Source organism: Candidatus Photobacterium acropomis (genome assembly GCF_030685555.1).
GTDB lineage: Bacteria > Pseudomonadota > Gammaproteobacteria > Enterobacterales > Vibrionaceae > Photobacterium > Photobacterium lucens.
On record NZ_CP131609.1, the window covers coordinates 1,311,509 to 1,329,996 of the forward strand.

The window sequence follows — 18,488 nt, forward strand, 5'->3', positions numbered from 1 at the left end:
TTGTCTGCCTAGTAGATTTTTTTCTATTATTAACCCCGTCTAGGGATAACGAGTTAATTTCAGAGTATTCGTATGCAGGAATTGCGTCTGGTTCTTATTATTGTTGGTGCGCTTGCTATTACAGCGCTGCTTTTCCATGGTCTATGGACAAGTCGAAAAGAAAAACCGGCAAAGTTTGGTGAAAAGCCATTAGGTAAAATTGATGAAGCGCCTCTTGAGATTCAAGATGACGTAGAAGAAAGTGTCAGCGAAGCGCGTGTCGTGAGTACACCACAGGAAGTGGTCGAAAAAACAAAACCGACAAAGCGTAAAGAGCCAGGATTTAGTTTTGGTGAGCGTCCGCAGCAAGATCCATTATTAGGTAATATCGAGCTAGACGATAATGATGACGATTTACCAAAAATGTCAGCAAAAGATAGTGATGATGTTCCTGTAAAAGCTACGCCTCAACCCGTTCAAGTTGAAAAGCCACAAGTTGAAGTTCAACCAGTGGTTACGCCAACCGCGCCTGTTGAACCTGTTCAGCAGTCTGTTCAACCTCAGCCACAAGCGGCTCCTGCGATGGTTGCAGAACCTGTTATCGAAGCTTCGGCTCCTATTGTTGAAACTGTTGCCCAACCAGCACCTGTTCAAGTATCACAGCAACCAGAAGTTGCACCAACTCAAGCGCCTATTCAGCAGCCTGTAATTACAGAGCCAGTTGTACAGCAAGAGCAACCTGTGGTGGCTGAAACACCGGTAGCGATTGAACCTGAAGTTGTAGAGCAACCAATTGAAAAATCAGTTGCTGAGCCTCAACCTCAATTTGTTCCGGCAGAAGAGCCTGTTCAAGCTGAAGTGGTAGCTCCTGTTGTCGAAGAAGTCGCTACAGTTACAGTGTCTGAACCAGAAGTTGTGGAACCAGTTAAAACCAAACAAGAACCAAGCTTTACGTTCATGCCAGAGCCAGAGCCAGAGCCAGAGCCAGAGCCAGAGCCGTTACCACCAAGTTACATCTCACTTTGCGTACATGCACGAAGCGGTAAGATCTTACGTGGTCCGTCATTGTTTGCATGCCTAGAGCGCCATGGTTTGATCTTCGGTGAAAACTCAGTATTCCATCGCCACGCAGATTTAGCAGGCACTGAACCTGTTATCTTCTCTGTGACGAACTTATTGAATCCGGGCTCTTTCCCTGAAACAAATTATCAGCACTTTGAAACACCAGGTATTGGCTTCTTCTTAATGTTGCCTTGTCATGGTAAAGCATCAAGTAACTTCAATTTGATGTTACAAACAGCGCAGCAAATTGCCGATGAATTAAATGCAGATGTACTTGATCAAGACCGTGTCATGATCACGCCAAACCGTATTGCACAATATCGTGATAAGTCTGTGAAATACAATAATGCTTAATCCTTAATATAAGGATAAGAAATTAATAATCAGGCTCCTTTAAGGAGCCTGTTTTTTTATTTATATTTAGGTGCAATTAACACGTATCGTGTAACTAATATTATGATTGCGCACTAAAACAATCATCAAGATTTTGTTAGGTAGAAGAGAATGAGTATCGACCTTCAGCAAGAATTATTCACATTAAGAGAGCAATTGGATTACCACGGACACCGCTATTACGTGGAAGATAATCCAGAGATCCCAGATGCTGAATATGACCGAATGATGCAGCAATTGCTTAAAATTGAAGCTGATCACCCTGAGTGGGTAACGGTAGATTCTCCTAGTCAACGAGTTGGTGGTACCGCATTAGAAGGCTTTACCCAAGTTAAGCACGAAATAGCAATGCTATCGTTAGATAATGCGTTTAATGATGATGATTTACGTGCATTCCAAAAGCGTTTACAAGATAGACTTCGTTCAGGATCTGAGCTGAGTTACTGTTGTGAACCAAAGCTTGATGGTTTAGCTGTGAGTCTAATGTATGAAAATGGTGTGTTAGTTCAAGCGGCAACACGTGGTGATGGTGCAACAGGTGAGAATATCACCCACAACGTTCGTACTATTCGAGCGATTCCATTGAAGCTACAAGGTACTGATTGGCCTGCGCGTCTAGAAGTGCGTGGTGAAGTATTCATGCCGAAAAAGGGCTTTGAAGCACTGAACGAAAAGGCGCTGAAAAAAGGTGATAAGACATTTGCTAACCCACGTAATGCCGCAGCAGGTAGCTTACGTCAGCTTGATCCGAAAATTACCGCAACACGTCCACTCAGTTTTTATGCCTATGCTGTTGGCGTGGTTGAAGGCCGTGAACTTGCTGAAACGCAATATGAACGTCTGTGTCAGCTAAAAGCATGGGGACTTCCAATGTGCCCAGAAATTCGCAAAGTAGACAGTATTGAAGAGGTGATTGCTTATCATCAGAGTATTGGCGAAAAACGTCAGTCATTAGGCTATGAAATCGATGGTGTGGTGATCAAAGTCGATGACATTGACACTCAACTTCAATTGGGTTTTGTGGCTCGTGCACCTCGTTGGGCGATTGCTTATAAATTCCCGGCACAAGAAGAGATGACTGTTCTCAACAATGTAGAATTTCAGGTCGGTCGTACCGGTGCTATTACGCCTGTCGCTAAACTAGAACCCGTGTTTGTTGGCGGTGTAACAGTCAGTAATGCGACCTTGCATAACGCTGATGAAGTTGCACGTTTAGGTGTGATGATTGGCGATACCGTGATTATTCGCCGTGCAGGCGATGTGATCCCACAAATAGCTTCAGTCGTTGAATCTCGTCGCCCTGAAAATGCTCAATCGATTGTATTCCCAACCGAATGCCCTGTCTGTCAGTCTAAAATTGAACGTATAGAGGGTGAAGCGGTAGCTCGCTGTACTGGTGGACTGTTCTGCCAAGCGCAGCGAAAAGAGGCGTTAAAACACTTCGTATCACGTAAAGCATTAGACGTTGATGGCTGTGGTGCAAAGGTTATCGAACAACTAGTTGATCGTGAAATGGTAGCGACACCTGCCGATTTATTTAAGTTTAGCGCTGGTGAAGTGACCGTACTTGAGCGTATGGGGCCGAAATCAGCTCAGAAACTGGTTGATGCGCTGAAAGCTTCAAAACTTACAACGTTGCCGCGTTTTATTTATTCATTAGGTATTCGTGAAGTTGGTGAAGCAACGGCTGCAAACTTAGCCAATTACTTTGAAACATTAGAAGCAATTAGCCAAGCGACGAAAGAGCAGTTAATTGAAGTGCCTGATGTGGGTGATGTTGTAGCAGCACATATCTTTAATTTCTTCCGCGAAGAGCACAACATGGCTGTTGTGAAAGATCTTCAAGAAGTAGGTATTCATTGGCCTGAAATCGAAAAGCCAGAAGAGGGCATTGAATTACCATTAGAAGGTAAAACGGTGGTATTAACAGGCTCGCTTTCTCAATTAACGCGCTCTGATGCTAAAGCTACACTACAAAAATTAGGTGCCAAAGTGACAGGTAGTGTATCGAAGAAAACAGACTTGTTAGTTGCAGGTGAAGCGGCAGGTTCTAAATTAGCAAAAGCGCAAGAGCTTGATATTGAGATCTGGGATGAGCAAAAACTTGTCGATTTGATGTCGAAATAACAGCGTAAAAGTCGAGAACATACTTAGTTACAAAAAAACGCCCACCGTTTGGATGGGCGTTTTTTTATGAATAAAATGAAACAGTGTATAAAACTATGTGATCAATATATTCGGTTCAATCAGAGTAAGCAAAATACAAATAAAAATGTTAATAAAATGTTTGTTATTTTTGTGGCGTTTTTTTATTGAAATTCAAAATACGATCAGCATCACATTAAGTGTCTTTTGGTTTTTAAATTTTTGATTTTAAATGATTTTCCTGGTGGTTTTTGACGAGGTTAAAACATTTGAACTTGATCACTATAGGAGAGAAACTTTGCACTGAATCAAATTTTTAACACAAGAAATTAAGTTCTTATTGATGTTTTTCGCTGCGAAAGTAGTCTTAATAACGAAGTTACACAAAGTTCAATTTTGAACGAAAAAAAATATGAATTGGTCGAAATGATTCGGCTAACATATGGGAGATTTACTTGTAGCCTTCGGCGGCCAACCTTTCAGGTTACAGGTAAACAGCTTATATCTTTTAGGAGTTATTCCATGGAATCAAAGTTTTTTAAAGTTTCTGCTTTAACAGCAGCAATGTTAGGTGCAGTAGCAATGCCAGTAATGGCAACGGAAGACAGTGCAGCTGGCCCTGAGTATGTAGAACAAGTTAATGAGTTCCTTGAAGGTTCAACACTAGCTGGTGTTGCTGTTGTTGATACACGTTCACGTACTCGTTCAACTGGTGCTCCTGGCGGTGAAGATGGTGATGTGTGGAGCCGTTTAAACTATTCAGCATACAACTTAATTCTAGACTTTACTTCTGGCTACCACAATGGTTGGTTAGGTGCTGATATTGCTGGTTACCTTTCTGGTGATTTGTACAATGATAGTGCAATGAACGGTGGTACTGGTGAATACCTATGTAACGAAATTTCTGCTTGTAATAACTTAGACTGGGGTGCTGGTGAAGGCGGTCCTGTTAAAATTACAAAAGCAGCGCTTAAATTCAAAGCTGGCGAAAACGTAGACGGTCGTTTTGGTTTTACTCAAGCAAATGGTAACGGTGTTTTAGGTAACGTTTGGTCTTTCGTTCCTGGTACCTACCGTGGTGCTGAATTAAATGCAAACATTGGTAACTTTAAAGCAACTTACTTCATTGCTGATCAGTTTACAGCGCCTTGGCTACTAAGCGAGAACGATTACGCTCCTGCTCTTTGGGCTGATACAAGCTGGGGTATTGCGCACTCTCTAGGTCTACAAGGTAATGCAACTGATGACTTGTTCCTACAGTTTGGTGTTGGTCAAGTAACAGATGTTCGTTACGCAAATAGCATCGACTGGGGTGCAGGTGTAGTGAATTCTTACCACGATGAAACTGACACAACTGGTTACAAAGTTTACGCTAGCTACAAAATTAATGATTCAATGTCTCTTGCATACGACTTCTACGGTGTAAACGATGATGTTCAGTATGACGGTCTTGGTTACACCACAGGTCTGGCATTTAATGCAAGCTTTGGTCAGTTCTCTTGGATGACTAACCTTAACTACGCTAAAAGTGATAACGATCGTGATGTTAACCCACGTATGATCTACACATACGGTATGACTAACGGTACTTACTCTCTATGGTGGGATGCACTATCTGACTGGAACAAATCTGGTGAAGTATCTATCTACAACCGCCTATCATTTGACCAAGGTAATGGTTGGAACTACTACCTAGGCTTCGGTTACGGTTCTGGCGGTAAGTCAGCTGCTGAAGGTGCGAAAGGTGACTGGGATTACGAGAGCGAGTACGCTGTTAACGGTACAATCTCTTACTCTGTTCAGAGTGGCGCACTTAAAGGTTCAACAGTTCGCCTACATGGTACAGTGCTAGAGCGTGATGAGTACGAAGGTGCACCATCTGCAGACGAAACGGATCTACGTTTCCAAGTTATCATTCCTTACACTTTCTAATATAACTGAAAGCTAAAGAATATTTTTAAAGACCCACTTCGGTGGGTCTTTTCATATGTATTAAAAATAAGATAGTTACGACCTCACAATTTCCTATATTTAGTGAACTTGTTAGTAAATAGAGAGGTTGTTGTGAAAAATTTACTTCTTACATGTGTTTTGACTATTATTCTGGGTGTAGCGTCTTCTAGTGCTTATGCCAAAGCTTGTGAAGCTGGTGCAACAAATGGAATGGGGAGTGCAGGAGGTTATGGTCAAACAGCATGTGTACTACCGAATAGAGACACAATATTTGTACCTTGGTTTGTCTGTGAAATGAAAGACGGAAAAACAAATGATTTTTAAATAAATAATAGGGAAAGGATTCTCTCTATTTGGTTATTCATAATACAAGGCCTTTTGATACAACAGTGATTGATTATTGTAGATTTACCCCACAGTGCTAAAATACCTCCCATTAGATAGAGCGCAGTAGTCCTTACTGTGTAGTCCTTCATTCATAAGGTAATTTCAATGACGGTTAAAACTCGTTTTGCACCAAGCCCAACTGGCTTTTTGCATGTAGGTGGTGCTCGTACTGCACTGTACTCATGGTTGTACGCTAAACACATGGGCGGTGAATTTGTACTACGTATCGAAGATACGGATCTAGAGCGTTCAACTCAAGAAGCTATTGATGCCATTATGGAAGGTATGGAATGGTTAGAGTTGAACTGGGATGAAGGTCCTTACTACCAAACAAAACGTTTTGATCGTTACAATAAAGTTGTTGATCAGCTGCTAGCAGAAGATAAAGCGTACAAGTGTTACTGTCCTAAAGAGCTACTTGACGAGATCCGTGAAGAGCAAATGGCGGCAGGTGTTAAACCTCGTTATGACGCAAATCACCCGAAAGTAGTTGCGGCTAACGCTGCAGCGACAGAAAACTCTCCATTCTGTATTCGTTTCCGTAACCCGAAAGAAGGTACGGTTGTATTTGACGACAAAATCCGTGGTCGTATCGAAATTGCTAACAGTGAGCTTGATGATCTGATCATCCGTCGTACTGATGGTAGCCCAACATACAACTTCTGTGTGGTTATCGATGACTGGGATATGGGTATTACTCAAGTTGTTCGTGGTGAAGATCACATCAACAATACACCTCGCCAGATCAATATTTATGAAGCACTAGGTGCGCCAGTGCCTGAGTTTGCACACTGTGCAATGATCCTTGGTGATGACGGTGCGAAATTGTCTAAGCGTCACGGTGCTGTAAGCGTAATGCAATACCGTGATGAAGGTTACCTACCTCAAGCGCTACTAAATTACTTAGTTCGTTTAGGTTGGTCTCACGGTGACCAAGAGATCTTCTCACTACAAGAGATGATCGATCTATTTAGCCTAGAGTCAGTAAGTAAGTCTGCATCAGCATTCAATACTGACAAGCTATTATGGTTAAACAACCATTACATTAAAACAGCAGAGCCTGAATACGTTGCTAAATACCTACAATGGCATCTAGATCAGAAAGAAATTTCACTTGAAAATGGTCCTGTGATTGCAGAAGTGATCAAGCTAGTAGGTGAGCGTTGTAATACGCTGATCGAACTTGCTGAGCAATCTCGTTACTTCTACCAAGACTTCAATGAGTTTGAAGCTGGTGCTGCGAAGAAACACCTACGTCCTGTAGCAAAAGAAGCACTAGAGCTTGCACTTGCTAAAGTTGAAGCTCTTGATGAGTGGACAACTGAAAATCTACACGGTGTGATTGCACAAGTTTGTGAAGAGCTTGAGCTAGGCATGGGTAAAGTGGGTATGCCACTACGTGTTGCTGTAACTGGTCAAGGCCAATCACCTTCGGTTGATGCAGTAATGCAGCTTATTGGTAAAGAGCGCGTTGTTGCTCGCATTAAGATGGCACTTGCATACATTACAGAGCGTGAAGCAAACGCATAAGGTTGTTGTGCTTAAACGAAAAACGGAGCTTTGATGCTCCGTTTTTTATATCTAGTATTTAGAATCTTGCATTCACAATAGGGAAAACAGGAAGATCTTTGCTGACGAAAGTACCTGAACGGTCGTAGTTAATTAAACCTATCTGAATACCCTTATTAATATGATCAGTAGCATTCATAAAGCCAAATTGAAGTCCATTTAGGCTTCCTGCATAGTTAAATAGCCCAAATTGACCACCTGTGAAATTATTGGCAGTGTAATTTATTAAACCAAAATCAGCCCCTTTTGCTGTACCTTCATTAAGGTTAGCAAGACCAAATTCAACCCCTTTCATGCTATTACGCGTTCGGTTTGCACCATAAAACATACCAAGATTAATGCCGGTAAAGTTGTCAATATCAGATAGCCCTAATAGTGAGATGTTTAAACCTTTTACATTGTGGCTTCGACCATAAAGAGCACTTAAACGAACCCCTGAAACATCACCTGCTGGTAAATTTATACCAGGAACTGACACTTGAACTGGTGTTGCAGCATATGCAGAAGAGGCGAACAGTGTAGCTGTGACGAGAAGAGAGGTTAGTTGGAACTTCATGTAAATAATCCTTAGTGTTTGTGCTTTTATTTGGACTATTTAATCGTATATAAAGATTTATGATGTCAATGAAAGGTGAATAAATAATATTTATATTTGATGTGTATAAGAGTTGTGAGACAGTGATTATGTTGAACTAATTCACAAACCGAGCAATAACTGATTTGATATATTGACACTAATTAGTTGAGATTTTATTGTAACTGCGTTTGGGGCTATAGCTCAGCTGGGAGAGCGCTTCGCTGGCAGCGAAGAGGTCAGCGGTTCGATCCCGCTTAGCTCCACCAAATTCTTAAACCTTGCGTAAGCGAGGTTTTTTTATACCTGCTATTTAATAAAGAAAAGCCTCGCATTACACCTGTTTACGGGTAAGTGCGAGGCTTTCTTGTTTACGCGAATGAATTAGAATCGTGCGTTAACAATAGGGAATACAGGTAGGCTCTTGCTTACGAAAGTACCCGATTTGTCGTAGTTAATTAGACCAATCTGAATACCCTTATTGATATGATCGGTTGCATTCACTAGACCAAACTGGAGGCCATTTAGTGAGCCTGCATAGTTAAACGTACCAAATTGTGCGCCAGTAAAATTACCACCTGTGTAGTTTACTGCACCAAAATCAGCACCTCTTGCATTGCCGTCGTTCCAGTTAGCTAGACCGAACTCGAGACCTGTCATCATTGAGCGAGTACGGTTCACACCAAATGCTAAACCAAAGTTTAAACCTTTAAACGTATCGATATCAGAAAGACCTAATAGAGAGAAGTTCACACCAGTCACTGAACTAGTGTGTCCGTATAAAACGTTTAAGCGAGCACCTGTAACATTACCTGAAGGTAAATTAACACCAGGAACAGAAAGTTGAACAGGTGTGTTAGCCATAGCTGCAGCTGGAGCAAGAAGTGCTGCTGAAACAATAATTGAGGCTAATTTCATTTTCATAAAGACGTCCTAAATATGCTTATAACATCAACGTTATAAAGTGCAACTAGTATAAACTTAAAGCAATAAAAACACCGTTCAAATACTGTAAGCTTATGTTTCAAAATGATCTTCTTATACTTAGATTACTCTGATTTAAAACAGGAAAATATTGATTACTGTAAAACGTGAGTGATTTTTTGATGTAATGATAAATGTAATAAGACGCAGTTATTGTCTGTGTGAATGTCGTGTAGATTTAAAGAGTTAAATATTCAGGGAGTGATGAATAGAAGTGATAAATAGTGGTTTTGGAAATGAAAAAACCAACCTTTCGGCTGGCTTTCATAATATGGCGCTCCCTACTGGAGTCGAACCAGTGGCCTTCCCCTTAGGAGGGGGACGCTCTATCCATCTGAGCTAAGGGAGCATGTGAGTATTATACGGTATATTCTTAAAAAATTAAGGAAATACTCCTAAGGCCTTGTTTGCTTGGTTAGTAAATCACCAGGTTGAATGCTTGCCGCTAACTGTGGCTGATTAACGATAAGTTCTGATGATTTTTCATAAACTCTATCAACAGTTAAACTGATATCCGTTTCTACCATACGATTTCTTGGTATCCCTTTTTGATCGATAAAGCCTGCACTGTGCCAAAGCTTTAACCTGTCACCTTGTTTGACGCCATGAACACGACCTACGTTCATTTGAGCGATATTGTTATGAATGTTGATCACCTCAGGCAAACTGGCGCGGCAAGATAATGCACTTTCAATATCTAACATCATATTTTGGCTTATACGTTGAATGCTTTGACCGTATGGAGAAACCCAAAATCGCGCTGATTGAGTATCAACATGGCTTGAACGTGAAAACGGCCATAAGCCAATTTCTCGGTAATTGTTTTGATAAATTATCTCGCCTGTTTTGCCATCCATGATTTCGAGGTTAACGGCAAATTGACGATTGACTTGGTCTTTCTTAATTAACTTTTCATCAAGTGTTGCAGTCAAATCAGTGATCTCGCCACCAATGAGATATTGTGCGTCGTGATCTTCTGCAAGCATTGTCATTGCAGAAGCATCTGTTGCGCTAAAAGGTATAGTCGTCGTGCCTGTTACAATAAAGCTTTGTGATCGTTTTTGTATTTGTTTACCTAGAATAGAGGCAAAGTCTTTCCCTATTTTATAGACACTGCCCATTGCTGCTTGCTGTGGCTCAGTAATCGAGAAGCTCCCTAGCAAAATCCCTTTTTTGTATTGGGTCTTGTGGCAACTTTTTGCCGATGGATAAATATCAATACGGCTAGTGATATACATCTTGCCGCCAGCTTTCTTTTGTTCAAGGATGGTAATATTACGAACTTCGTTACCACTGAATCGGTATTGCTGGCGAGGTTCTGATAAATAAGGCTTTAATGATGATAGGCTTGCGATCTCACCGCCTGCATGTTTCATTGCTTGGTATACTGCATCTTCCAGCGCATTTACTCGCGCCGTTTCTTCACTTTCTAAAATGACGGCTTCACCAGTCACTTCTACCCATTGGGCCGAACTGTAACTGGAAAATAGCAGGCAAAATATGCCTAAGTAACGAGAAAATTTTTTATTCATAGCAGTCCGTTTAGGTATGTTTTTTGCTTTTTATTAATGCGATGAAAATAAGAATGCAAAGAGTGTTCCCAATTAGGCACTTACATTAAAGAATTTGAGTTTTGAAACGATATAAAAGAAAACATTATTTGAAGGCGGGTTTATAAATGAAGAAATGGATCGTAATTGTGTTGTCGTTAGCACTGACAGCCTGTGCCACGCCTCCGGTTTATAATGGTAAAGAGCGATATTCTTCAGGGACGTACTCTTTAACCGATACCCCTCGCCATACGGTTGATTACTTTGTTGAAGGGCTAGCCAATCAGCTTGTCACTTCTAATCAATATCTCACTGCGAGTACACCATTAGCTGTGACGTCATTTGTTGATCTGCAAGATATGACAGAAACTAACTGGTTAGGTAACGTGGTGAGTGAAAACTTCATGTACCAGATGCAGCAACGTGGTTTCACTGTTGTGGATTATAAATCGACAGGAGTGATCAAAGTGACCAGTGATGGTGATTTTAGTATTAGCCGCAATTGGAGAGAGTTAGCCTCACAGCAGCCTGTCGATTATGTGCTAACTGGTACCATGTTGCGTCAAAGTGGTGGTGTATTGGTGAATGCCCGCATTATAGGTATGCGATCGAATGTTGTGATTGCGACTGCACAAGGCTTTTTACCTGCTGAACGTATTGGTCGTGATTTAGATTTTATGAATAAGATCCAACTGCGAAATGGTGTGATCATGCGCTCTGATGTGCGTCATCGACCTGATAATAATGTGATTTTAAAGCCTTAGGGAGTAAGGAATGAAACTGTATGTAGCCGTTGCTGCCGCTATCTTATTATTGTCTGGTTGTAGTAATACTTCCTCTGGTGGAATAAAGCCGCCAGGTCCAGATTTAACGCAGAGTAAAGATGTGATCCATGCTGTGGGTTACGCATCGATCAGTGAGCAGAAAGGTAGAACCAAGGAAGAGAAAAGCATTCGGGCAATGCGTGCATCAAAGCTTGATGCTTATCGTGAACTGTCTGAGCAAATTTATGGTCTTCGTATTAGTGCGACTACATCACTGGATGATCAGCAATTAGGTTATGAAAATACCGACGGCGCGGTTGATGGGGTGATCCGTGGAGCAAAAGTGATCCGTAGCTACCCTGTCGGTGATAGCTATGTGACAGAAATGGAGCTCAATATCGGTTTAATGGAGCGCATGAAGCAACACGGAGAAGTATTCCATGTGCCGAATAAACAAGAAGTGATGTTCTAGTAATTATGCTTTGAGATTGGTGCCTAATGACCGAACATTTTGTGCGATACCTTCGCTGTTATAGGTCATTTGGTGCCGTCCACGGCTTTGTTGGAATAGATTATTTAGCTTATGAAAGCTCAAGTGGGCACGTTGTAACACCTCGCCGTTAATATCATTATATTGCTGACATTCTTGTACGAGATTTTGGATTGCAGCAACCTGTGATTGGTATTCTTCAATCTGTGTTAATTGTTCACGTTCTTCATGGGAAGAAAGCAAGTAATCGTGCTGTTGGATTTTGTAGATCAGATCAAGCTTCTCTTTGGCAATTTGTTCGATCTCTAATGCTTTGCGGCGAGTAATTGCCACTCTTTCTTGTTTAAGCAGATCGATTAAGGACAATAAGGTAGTTTGTTGTACTTCGAGTAGTTGCCCAAGTGTCTGTTTCATTGCACTGATCTCAGTCGTAATATGCAGGTACTATATTAAAGCCCGTTAAGCTCGTCTTCGAACTTTAACATATTTGCTGCAAGTTTATCGGCATCAATAGTATATGAGCCATTGGCAATCGCTTGTTTGATCTCTGCCACTTTTCCTGCATCAAAGCTTGGCTCAGTTGCTAATTGTTGATGGATCTGACCAACAGCTTTACCTTGTGAGCTAAGTGATACTTCATCATGTTGCTCTTTTGCAATGCTAGGTGTTGCTGACGTTTGATTGTCGGCAGTTGTTTTCTGTTGGCTAATTCGTGTGGTGTTAAGTGGTTGCCCACCACGTAATTGATCGATATTTGCCATAATAATTACCTTGAATATTTAACTTTGATACTTAACTATCGGCAAAGTAGGTTAAGACTTTAGCGATTATTATGCAGATAACGCGATTTATTTGCAGTAATAACAAAAGCTAGTATTTGACTGTCACTTCACCAACCGCAGTAATAATAGCATCAATCATACGTCGAGACTTTGTATTCTGTACCCGGATCTCATCTCCAATAGCACCATCAGATAATGCTTTGCCTTTCGTGACAATATTTAGCCCGCCAGTCCCTGCACGAATAATGACACTGTCATTGCGGCACACTAAGCAAATATCACGTGCTTGTACCATTTCACCAGCCTTGACTGAACGCTTTACTTTAGAGCCGATGATTTCTCGCGGATCATCAAAACTGCTACCTCGTTGGAAACGACTTTCAATCATTTGTACAGAAAGCTTATCAGGTGTGAGAACCATTCCTCGTCCTAAAGCAACGGCTGCCACAACCTTTGGCAAGGTAAGTTGTACATTCACAGGGACATATAATTGCCAATCTTCTGTTAGGCATTGGACTAATACGGTGACATTACCACTTAACGTTTGTTTTCCGGGAAGAGAAGCTTCGAGGGGGCTAGAGCAGGAAGAAAAACGCAGGCGATTATCAAGCTTGGCTGCTTCAATTTTTAATTCCCCTTTTTCAGGTAAGGAAATTTGCTGTTTTATCAGCTCTTCAGCGGCATTCTGCACCGAATCTAGCACACTATCAGTTGATGCGAAGATATTTGTGCTAAAGAAAAACAGTAAGAAGCCGATAATTGTCGGCAAGAGTTTTTGATCTCTGTGGCTTGTCACGGTAAATGCTCTTTGGTCATGATTAGAATTACTATAACATTCGCTATGATAGGTAGATATTCTAATATATTGATTATTTATCTGATGTGATCGTGAGTGGATAACTTGTGTTCGCGAGCGGACTTAAATACGACAGGGAGTTAATCCAATGACAGGTATTTTGGATTCAGTAAATCAGCGGACACAGTTAGTCGGACAAAACCGATTAGAACTGCTGACATTTCGATTAAACCGACGTCAGCGTTATGGTATTAACGTTTTTAAAGTAAAAGAAGTGTTGCAGTGCCCACAGTTAACCGCAATGCCAAACTTACATCCTCTTATTAAAGGTGTGGCTCACATCCGAGGGCAAACTATTTCCGTTATTGATATGAGTTTGGCAACAGGTGGTCGTCCAATTACGGATTTGACCAACTGCTTTATTATTATTTCTGAATTTAACCGTTCAGTACAGGGATTTCTGGTTTCATCTGTCGAGCGCATTATTAATATGAACTGGGAATCGATTTTGCCGCCGCCACAAGGTGCTGGGCGCAGTAACTATCTGACTGCGGTAACAGAAATTGATGGTGAATTGGTTGAGATTTTGGATGTGGAGAAGATCCTCGATGAGATCTCACCGGTTAATACCAATATCTCTGGCAGTGTATTAGAGGATTTAGTTGAAAATGGCCCTGCGATACGCCGTGTACTGGTTGCTGACGATTCAACCGTTGCCCGTAAGCAGGTTCAACGTGCGATTGAAGCGATTGGATGCGAGTGTGTATTGGTCAAGGATGGTAAAGAAGCCATCATGAAATTACGTGAAATGGCAGAGCAAGGTTCGATTTACGAGCAGTTGTCATTGATTATTTCTGATATTGAAATGCCAGAAATGGACGGTTACACCTTAACGGCTGAAATTCGAAACGATCCAAAATTAAAAGATCTGCATGTGATTTTGCATACATCTCTCAGCGGTGTTTTCAACCAAGCTATGGTTGAGCGCGTTGGAGCCAATGCTTTTATTCCTAAATTTAACCCTGATGAGTTAGGCCGCGCTGTAAAAGGTGCGATGCCAGATGTGCCGGCAACATCAGCGTAATTACCCAAAATTATTATAAATTATTGAGCATTTAATGCCGAAACGTACTGACAAAGAAGAGTTGTAAATGACAGCAGTAACTGTAAATGATCAAGAATATCGTGAGTTTTGCCGATTTCTTGAAACTCAATGTGGCATCGTGTTAGGCGATAGCAAGCAATACTTAGTGCGTAGTCGTTTAAGCCCGTTAGTGAACCGTTTTTCTTTATCATCGCTTTCCGAATTACTGCAAAATGTGATTGCAGGACGTAATCGTGAATTACGTATTGCGGCGGTGGATGCGATGACAACTAATGAAACCTTGTGGTTCCGAGATGGTTATCCATTTACTGTATTAGCAGAGAAAATTTTACCTGAATTAGCGGCAAACAAGCGCCCAATTAAAATTTGGTCGGCTGCTAGTTCTTCAGGGCAAGAGCCGTATTCGATGGCGATGACAGTATTAGAAACACAAGCTAAGCGTCCTGGTTTCTTACCTTCGATTCAGATCACGGCAACAGATATTTCTCAGACCATGTTAGAAACCTGCCGTGCAGGGGTTTATGACAACTTAGCGTTAAGCCGAGGATTATCGCCTGAGCGTCGTCGTATGTTTTTTGAAGATAACGGTGATGGCAAAATGAAGGTGAATGCGAAAGTTAAGCAAATGGTTAACTTTAGGCCGCAAAACTTAAAAGACAGCTATGCACTGCTGGGTAAGTTCGATGTTATTTTTTGTCGTAATGTACTGATTTATTTCTCACCAGAAATGAAAGCGAAAGTGTTAAACCAATTGGCGGCAAGTTTAAACCCGGGCGGATACTTATTCCTTGGAGCATCAGAGTCGTTAACGGGATTAACTGAGCAATTTGAGATGATCCGCTGTAATCCAGGGATTATCTACAAACTTAAATAATGGAAAAAGCGCTACTGAGGTAGCGTTTTTTGTTTCTATCGCATTTTTATCTCTCTATATTCTCATTTCTTAAAATTGGCACTGTCTTTGCTTTATTACTGCTAAGTAATTGTGGAGGCAAGATATGTCCATTTCGTTTGATAAAGCATTAGGGGTTCACCAGCATACGGTTGGCGTACGTGCAAAGCGTGCAGAAACCCTTGCGAGTAATATCGCCAATGTTAATACCCCAGGTTATAAAGCGAAAGATTTAGACTTTCAGCGTGCGCTTAATGCGGCAACATCTGGGGCAAATATTGGCCTAAGTCGAACGAATGGGCGGCATATTAATGCCACAGCTCAAGTCACAGGTGAGCAGAAGTTCCGTGTACCAACCCAACCTGATACAGGCGATGGTAATACGGTTGATGCGCAACTTGAGCAAAACTTGTTTATGCAAAACAGTATTGAGTACCAAGCATCATTAGACTTTCTAGGTTCCAAGTTTAAGAACCTGAGCAAGGCACTGAAAGGGGAATAATAAATGAGTTTATTTAATGTATTTAATGTAACGGGATCGGCAATGAGTGCGGAATCTGTTCGTTTGAATACCACATCAAGTAACCTTGCTAACGCCAACAGTGTCAGTAGCTCAGCAGAAGAAACGTATAAAGCTCGTCATCCGATTTTCGCTGCCGCATTAGAATCGGCATCGTATAACCGTGAAGACAGTGTGCCGGTGCAAGTAAAAGGTATTGTAGAAAGTGAGCGTCCGTTAACAGCGGAATACAATCCAGATCACCCAATGGCGAATGCACAGGGTTTTATCTACAAACCAAATGTGAATGTGATGGAAGAGATGGCGAACATGATCTCAGCGTCTCGTTCATACCAGAATAATGTTCAAGTAGCTGATGCCAGTAAGCAAATGCTAATGAAAACCTTGCAGATGGGTAAATAAGGTAAGGAGTTGACACAATGAGCACGATCAATGGTGCTGGCAACAGCAATCTTTCTTACCTTGACCAGCTAAAAAGCATGCAAGACAAGAAAGTAGAACAAGAGCAAGAAGTCACAGGTAAAAATCAGCTTAAACAAGATGATTTCTTGTCTTTATTAACAAAGCAGTTAGCGCAGCAAGACCCATTCAAGCCTGTTGGTAACGATCAAATGATTGCACAGATGGCATCATTTGCCACCGTTGATGGCATTAACAAAATGAATGAGCAGTTTGGCTCACTTAACAGTGCGATGACATCAAACCAAGCGCTACAAGCCTCATCCTTGGTTGGGCAAGACGTGTTAATACCAAACTCTACAGCAATGCGTAGTAGTGAAGGTGAAATGTCTGGTATGGCACGTCTGAGTAACAGCGTTGATAACGCGATCTTACGTGTGGAAACCGCGCAAGGTGAGTTAGTAAAAACGTTAAGCCTTGGTGCAAAACCTGCTGGTGAACATGCCTTTACTTGGGATGGTAAAGATGATGACGGCAATGTTATGCCGGAAGGTATGTACAAGTTTTCTGTTTCTGGCAACGTGCAAGGCGAGAGCCAAAACTTTGAAGTGCTAACACACGCTAACGTAAACAGCGTGCTGCTAGGTAATAATAATAGTCAGGTGATGTTGAATCTCGCTGGCTTCGATAAGCCAGTTCAATTGGCTGATGTTCTGCAAATTGGTAAAGCGACACAAAAAGGATAATCGAATATGAGTATGAACATTGCGTTGAGTGGACTAGGCGCTGCTCAAAAAGATCTTAATACCACCAGTAATAACATTGCCAACGCTAACACCTTTGGTTTTAAAGAATCGCGTGCTGAGTTTGGCGATGTGTATTCAAGTTCGATTTTCTCTAATGCCAAAACCACCACGGGTGGCGGTGTACAAACATCAACGGTTGCTCAGCAGTTCCACGAAGGCTCAAGTATTTATACCAATAATCCATTGGATTTACGTGTATCTGGTTCTGGTTTTTTTGCCGTTGCTGATAATAAAAATGAACCTGCAAACAATAACTTAACGCGTAATGGTGCATTTCATTTAAATAATGAAAATGAGCTAGTGAACTCTGAAGGTAAGTTTTTATTGGGCTACCCAGTAAACAAAGAGTCAAATACAGTGGCTTCTTATGAAGCAAAATCAATGAAGATCGATGATATTTTTGGGCAGCCAACTAAATCGAACAATATCAAGGTATCGTTGAATCTACCTAATAAAGAAACGGCTCCTAAAAACGGCACATTTGATTTTAAAGATCCTGATTCTTTTAGTCGTTCGACGTCATCAACCATTTATGACTCACTGGGTAAGCCGTATAAAATGACGACTTACTACGTGGCAAAATATGATCCAAATGCGACTCCAACTAACGCTAATACGTGGGAAGTACACCAAACTATTACGAATAATAGTGGCGAAGAAAGACTATTAAAGCCAGACCCAGCAAGTGTTCCTGCGGCTTACCAAGTTATTGATAATACCGATCCTACAGCTCCAGTTGTTACGGGTTACCGTATGCGATTTGATCAAAATGGTCAGCCTGAAGCTGGACAACCATTAAATATTCAGATGGAAACATTTGCATCGGCAGGTATTGATGTTGGTGGTGCAGATCCTACGCAATCATTAAATATGAATTACGATGATCCCACTCAGTACGCATCAGCATTTGAAGTGCGTAAATTTGAAGATGTGGATGGTGCAACAACGGGTTATCTATCAAAGGTTGATATTGATCCTGAAGGCAATATTTTAGCGTCTTACTCAAATGGTAAAGATGTTGTTGTTGGGCGTGTGGCGTTAGCTCGTGTTTCTAATGAACAAGGTTTAGCGCAGTTAGGCGGAACACTTTGGAATACCACTCAAGAATCAGGTCAAGCCATTTGGGGCGATGCATCACAAGGTTCATTTGGTGCGATTAAGAGCGGTACGCTTGAGCAGTCAAACATTGATATGACTCAAGAGCTGGTGGATTTGATCACCGCACAGCGTAACTTCCAAGCAAGTTCTCGTGCGCTTGATGTGAATAACCAGCTACAACAAAATATTCTACAAATCCGTTAAGATTAAATAGTTTCTATCCTATTGCCGCTTCAGGGT

At 41.4% G+C, this 18,488-nt stretch carries 19 protein-coding genes and 2 tRNA genes; 14 read left to right on the forward strand and 7 right to left on the reverse strand.

Features of this window, described 5'->3' with window-relative positions:
* The first annotated feature begins 72 nt into the window (after positions 1 to 72).
* The 5 genes from zipA to gltX all read left to right on the forward strand — a co-directional run bounded on the left by zipA (position 73) and on the right by gltX (position 7,449).
* Entirely contained in the window at positions 73 to 1,395 is a 1,323-nt protein-coding gene (zipA, locus tag Q7657_RS13110) for a cell division protein ZipA (RefSeq protein ID WP_498827393.1), read from the forward strand.
* 150 nt (positions 1,396 to 1,545) lie between these two features.
* Positions 1,546 to 3,561: an NAD-dependent DNA ligase LigA gene (gene ligA / locus Q7657_RS13115; protein WP_107164867.1), complete on the forward strand. Its 2,016-nt coding sequence runs from the start codon at positions 1,546 to 1,548 to the stop codon at positions 3,559 to 3,561.
* A gap of 540 nt (positions 3,562 to 4,101) precedes the next feature.
* A complete protein-coding gene (locus tag Q7657_RS13120; RefSeq protein WP_107164868.1) occupies positions 4,102 to 5,511 on the forward strand; it encodes an OprD family porin in 1,410 nt (469 codons plus the stop codon).
* Positions 5,512 to 5,643: 132 nt separating this feature from the next.
* Entirely contained in the window at positions 5,644 to 5,856 is a 213-nt protein-coding gene (locus Q7657_RS13125) for a hypothetical protein (protein ID WP_053988560.1), read from the forward strand.
* A gap of 168 nt (positions 5,857 to 6,024) precedes the next feature.
* Positions 6,025 to 7,449, forward strand: a complete 1,425-nt coding sequence (gltX, locus tag Q7657_RS13130; RefSeq protein WP_107164869.1) for a glutamate--tRNA ligase — start codon at positions 6,025 to 6,027, stop codon at positions 7,447 to 7,449.
* Between the two features lie 58 nt (positions 7,450 to 7,507).
* Here the strand turns inward: gltX and Q7657_RS13135 are convergent, their stop codons facing one another.
* A complete protein-coding gene (locus Q7657_RS13135; protein WP_107164870.1) occupies positions 7,508 to 8,044 on the reverse strand; it encodes an LA_2272 family surface repeat-containing protein in 537 nt (178 codons plus the stop codon).
* A gap of 211 nt (positions 8,045 to 8,255) precedes the next feature.
* Between Q7657_RS13135 and Q7657_RS13140 the strand changes: the two genes are divergently transcribed.
* A tRNA-Ala gene (locus tag Q7657_RS13140) sits at positions 8,256 to 8,331 on the forward strand.
* A 115-nt stretch (positions 8,332 to 8,446) separates the two neighbouring features.
* Here Q7657_RS13140 and Q7657_RS13145 read toward each other — a convergent pair.
* The 3 genes from Q7657_RS13145 to Q7657_RS13155 all read right to left on the reverse strand — a co-directional run bounded on the left by Q7657_RS13145 (position 8,447) and on the right by Q7657_RS13155 (position 10,578).
* Complete coding sequence (locus Q7657_RS13145) at positions 8,447 to 8,986, reverse strand: hypothetical protein (RefSeq protein WP_107164871.1); 540 nt, start codon at positions 8,984 to 8,986, stop codon at positions 8,447 to 8,449.
* A gap of 332 nt (positions 8,987 to 9,318) precedes the next feature.
* Positions 9,319 to 9,395: transfer RNA gene (locus tag Q7657_RS13150), tRNA-Arg, on the reverse strand.
* Between the two features lie 46 nt (positions 9,396 to 9,441).
* Positions 9,442 to 10,578 (reverse strand): flagella assembly protein FlgT, encoded by a 1,137-nt coding sequence (locus tag Q7657_RS13155; RefSeq protein WP_107164872.1) that lies wholly within the window; start codon positions 10,576 to 10,578, stop codon positions 9,442 to 9,444.
* 146 nt (positions 10,579 to 10,724) lie between these two features.
* On the opposite strand from Q7657_RS13155, the gene Q7657_RS13160 reads away from it, so the two are divergent.
* Together Q7657_RS13160 and Q7657_RS13165 are read left to right on the forward strand one after the other, a co-directional pair.
* Positions 10,725 to 11,360 carry a FlgO family outer membrane protein gene (locus tag Q7657_RS13160; RefSeq protein WP_053988554.1) on the forward strand — a complete coding sequence of 212 codons (636 nt, stop codon included), beginning with the start codon at positions 10,725 to 10,727 and terminating at the stop codon, positions 11,358 to 11,360.
* Positions 11,361 to 11,370: 10 nt separating this feature from the next.
* Positions 11,371 to 11,832: an LPP20 family lipoprotein gene (locus Q7657_RS13165; protein WP_107164873.1), complete on the forward strand. Its 462-nt coding sequence runs from the start codon at positions 11,371 to 11,373 to the stop codon at positions 11,830 to 11,832.
* A 3-nt stretch (positions 11,833 to 11,835) separates the two neighbouring features.
* Here the strand turns inward: Q7657_RS13165 and Q7657_RS13170 are convergent, their stop codons facing one another.
* The 3 genes from Q7657_RS13170 to flgA all read right to left on the reverse strand — a co-directional run bounded on the left by Q7657_RS13170 (position 11,836) and on the right by flgA (position 13,428).
* Positions 11,836 to 12,264 carry a flagella synthesis protein FlgN gene (locus Q7657_RS13170; RefSeq protein ID WP_008986420.1) on the reverse strand — a complete coding sequence of 143 codons (429 nt, stop codon included), beginning with the start codon at positions 12,262 to 12,264 and terminating at the stop codon, positions 11,836 to 11,838.
* A 35-nt stretch (positions 12,265 to 12,299) separates the two neighbouring features.
* Positions 12,300 to 12,611 carry a flagellar biosynthesis anti-sigma factor FlgM gene (flgM, locus tag Q7657_RS13175; RefSeq protein WP_053988551.1) on the reverse strand — a complete coding sequence of 104 codons (312 nt, stop codon included), beginning with the start codon at positions 12,609 to 12,611 and terminating at the stop codon, positions 12,300 to 12,302.
* 109 nt (positions 12,612 to 12,720) lie between these two features.
* Positions 12,721 to 13,428 (reverse strand): flagellar basal body P-ring formation chaperone FlgA, encoded by a 708-nt coding sequence (gene flgA, locus Q7657_RS13180; protein ID WP_107164874.1) that lies wholly within the window; start codon positions 13,426 to 13,428, stop codon positions 12,721 to 12,723.
* A 148-nt stretch (positions 13,429 to 13,576) separates the two neighbouring features.
* Between flgA and Q7657_RS13185 the strand changes: the two genes are divergently transcribed.
* From Q7657_RS13185 to flgE, 6 genes are all read left to right on the forward strand, one after another.
* On the forward strand, positions 13,577 to 14,512 hold the full coding sequence (locus tag Q7657_RS13185) for a chemotaxis protein CheV (protein WP_107164875.1): 936 nt from the start codon (positions 13,577 to 13,579) through the stop codon (positions 14,510 to 14,512).
* Between the two features lie 67 nt (positions 14,513 to 14,579).
* Positions 14,580 to 15,407 (forward strand): CheR family methyltransferase, encoded by an 828-nt coding sequence (locus Q7657_RS13190; RefSeq protein ID WP_008986424.1) that lies wholly within the window; start codon positions 14,580 to 14,582, stop codon positions 15,405 to 15,407.
* Positions 15,408 to 15,531: 124 nt separating this feature from the next.
* On the forward strand, positions 15,532 to 15,927 hold the full coding sequence (flgB, locus tag Q7657_RS13195) for a flagellar basal body rod protein FlgB (protein ID WP_107164876.1): 396 nt from the start codon (positions 15,532 to 15,534) through the stop codon (positions 15,925 to 15,927).
* Positions 15,928 to 15,930: 3 nt separating this feature from the next.
* Positions 15,931 to 16,347 carry a flagellar basal body rod protein FlgC gene (gene flgC / locus Q7657_RS13200; RefSeq protein ID WP_008986426.1) on the forward strand — a complete coding sequence of 139 codons (417 nt, stop codon included), beginning with the start codon at positions 15,931 to 15,933 and terminating at the stop codon, positions 16,345 to 16,347.
* Between the two features lie 17 nt (positions 16,348 to 16,364).
* The gene (gene flgD / locus Q7657_RS13205) at positions 16,365 to 17,090 is read left to right on the forward strand and encodes a flagellar hook assembly protein FlgD (RefSeq protein WP_107164877.1); all 726 of its coding nucleotides are present in this window, start codon (positions 16,365 to 16,367) and stop codon (positions 17,088 to 17,090) included.
* A 6-nt stretch (positions 17,091 to 17,096) separates the two neighbouring features.
* Positions 17,097 to 18,452 (forward strand): flagellar hook protein FlgE, encoded by a 1,356-nt coding sequence (gene flgE / locus Q7657_RS13210; RefSeq protein ID WP_107164878.1) that lies wholly within the window; start codon positions 17,097 to 17,099, stop codon positions 18,450 to 18,452.
* Positions 18,453 to 18,488: the final 36 nt, after the last annotated feature.

Bases quoted from the DNA above. Each gene is read 5' to 3' on its own strand.
- zipA (WP_498827393.1), top strand. From the start codon at position 73: ATGCAGGAATTGCGTCTGGTTCTTATTATTGTTGGTGCGCTTGCTATT.
- ligA (WP_107164867.1), top strand. From the start codon at position 1,546: ATGAGTATCGACCTTCAGCAAGAATTATTCACATTAAGAGAGCAATTG.
- Q7657_RS13120 (WP_107164868.1), top strand. From the start codon at position 4,102: ATGGAATCAAAGTTTTTTAAAGTTTCTGCTTTAACAGCAGCAATGTTA.
- gltX (WP_107164869.1), top strand. From the start codon at position 6,025: ATGACGGTTAAAACTCGTTTTGCACCAAGCCCAACTGGCTTTTTGCAT.
- Q7657_RS13135 (WP_107164870.1), bottom strand. From the start codon at position 8,044: ATGAAGTTCCAACTAACCTCTCTTCTCGTCACAGCTACACTGTTCGCC.
- Q7657_RS13145 (WP_107164871.1), bottom strand. From the start codon at position 8,986: ATGAAAATGAAATTAGCCTCAATTATTGTTTCAGCAGCACTTCTTGCT.
- Q7657_RS13155 (WP_107164872.1), bottom strand. From the start codon at position 10,578: ATGAATAAAAAATTTTCTCGTTACTTAGGCATATTTTGCCTGCTATTT.
- Q7657_RS13160 (WP_053988554.1), top strand. From the start codon at position 10,725: ATGAAGAAATGGATCGTAATTGTGTTGTCGTTAGCACTGACAGCCTGT.
- Q7657_RS13165 (WP_107164873.1), top strand. From the start codon at position 11,371: ATGAAACTGTATGTAGCCGTTGCTGCCGCTATCTTATTATTGTCTGGT.
- Q7657_RS13170 (WP_008986420.1), bottom strand. From the start codon at position 12,264: ATGAAACAGACACTTGGGCAACTACTCGAAGTACAACAAACTACCTTA.
- flgM (WP_053988551.1), bottom strand. From the start codon at position 12,611: ATGGCAAATATCGATCAATTACGTGGTGGGCAACCACTTAACACCACA.
- Q7657_RS13185 (WP_107164875.1), top strand. From the start codon at position 13,577: ATGACAGGTATTTTGGATTCAGTAAATCAGCGGACACAGTTAGTCGGA.
- Q7657_RS13190 (WP_008986424.1), top strand. From the start codon at position 14,580: ATGACAGCAGTAACTGTAAATGATCAAGAATATCGTGAGTTTTGCCGA.
- flgB (WP_107164876.1), top strand. From the start codon at position 15,532: ATGTCCATTTCGTTTGATAAAGCATTAGGGGTTCACCAGCATACGGTT.
- flgC (WP_008986426.1), top strand. From the start codon at position 15,931: ATGAGTTTATTTAATGTATTTAATGTAACGGGATCGGCAATGAGTGCG.
- flgD (WP_107164877.1), top strand. From the start codon at position 16,365: ATGAGCACGATCAATGGTGCTGGCAACAGCAATCTTTCTTACCTTGAC.
- flgE (WP_107164878.1), top strand. From the start codon at position 17,097: ATGAGTATGAACATTGCGTTGAGTGGACTAGGCGCTGCTCAAAAAGAT.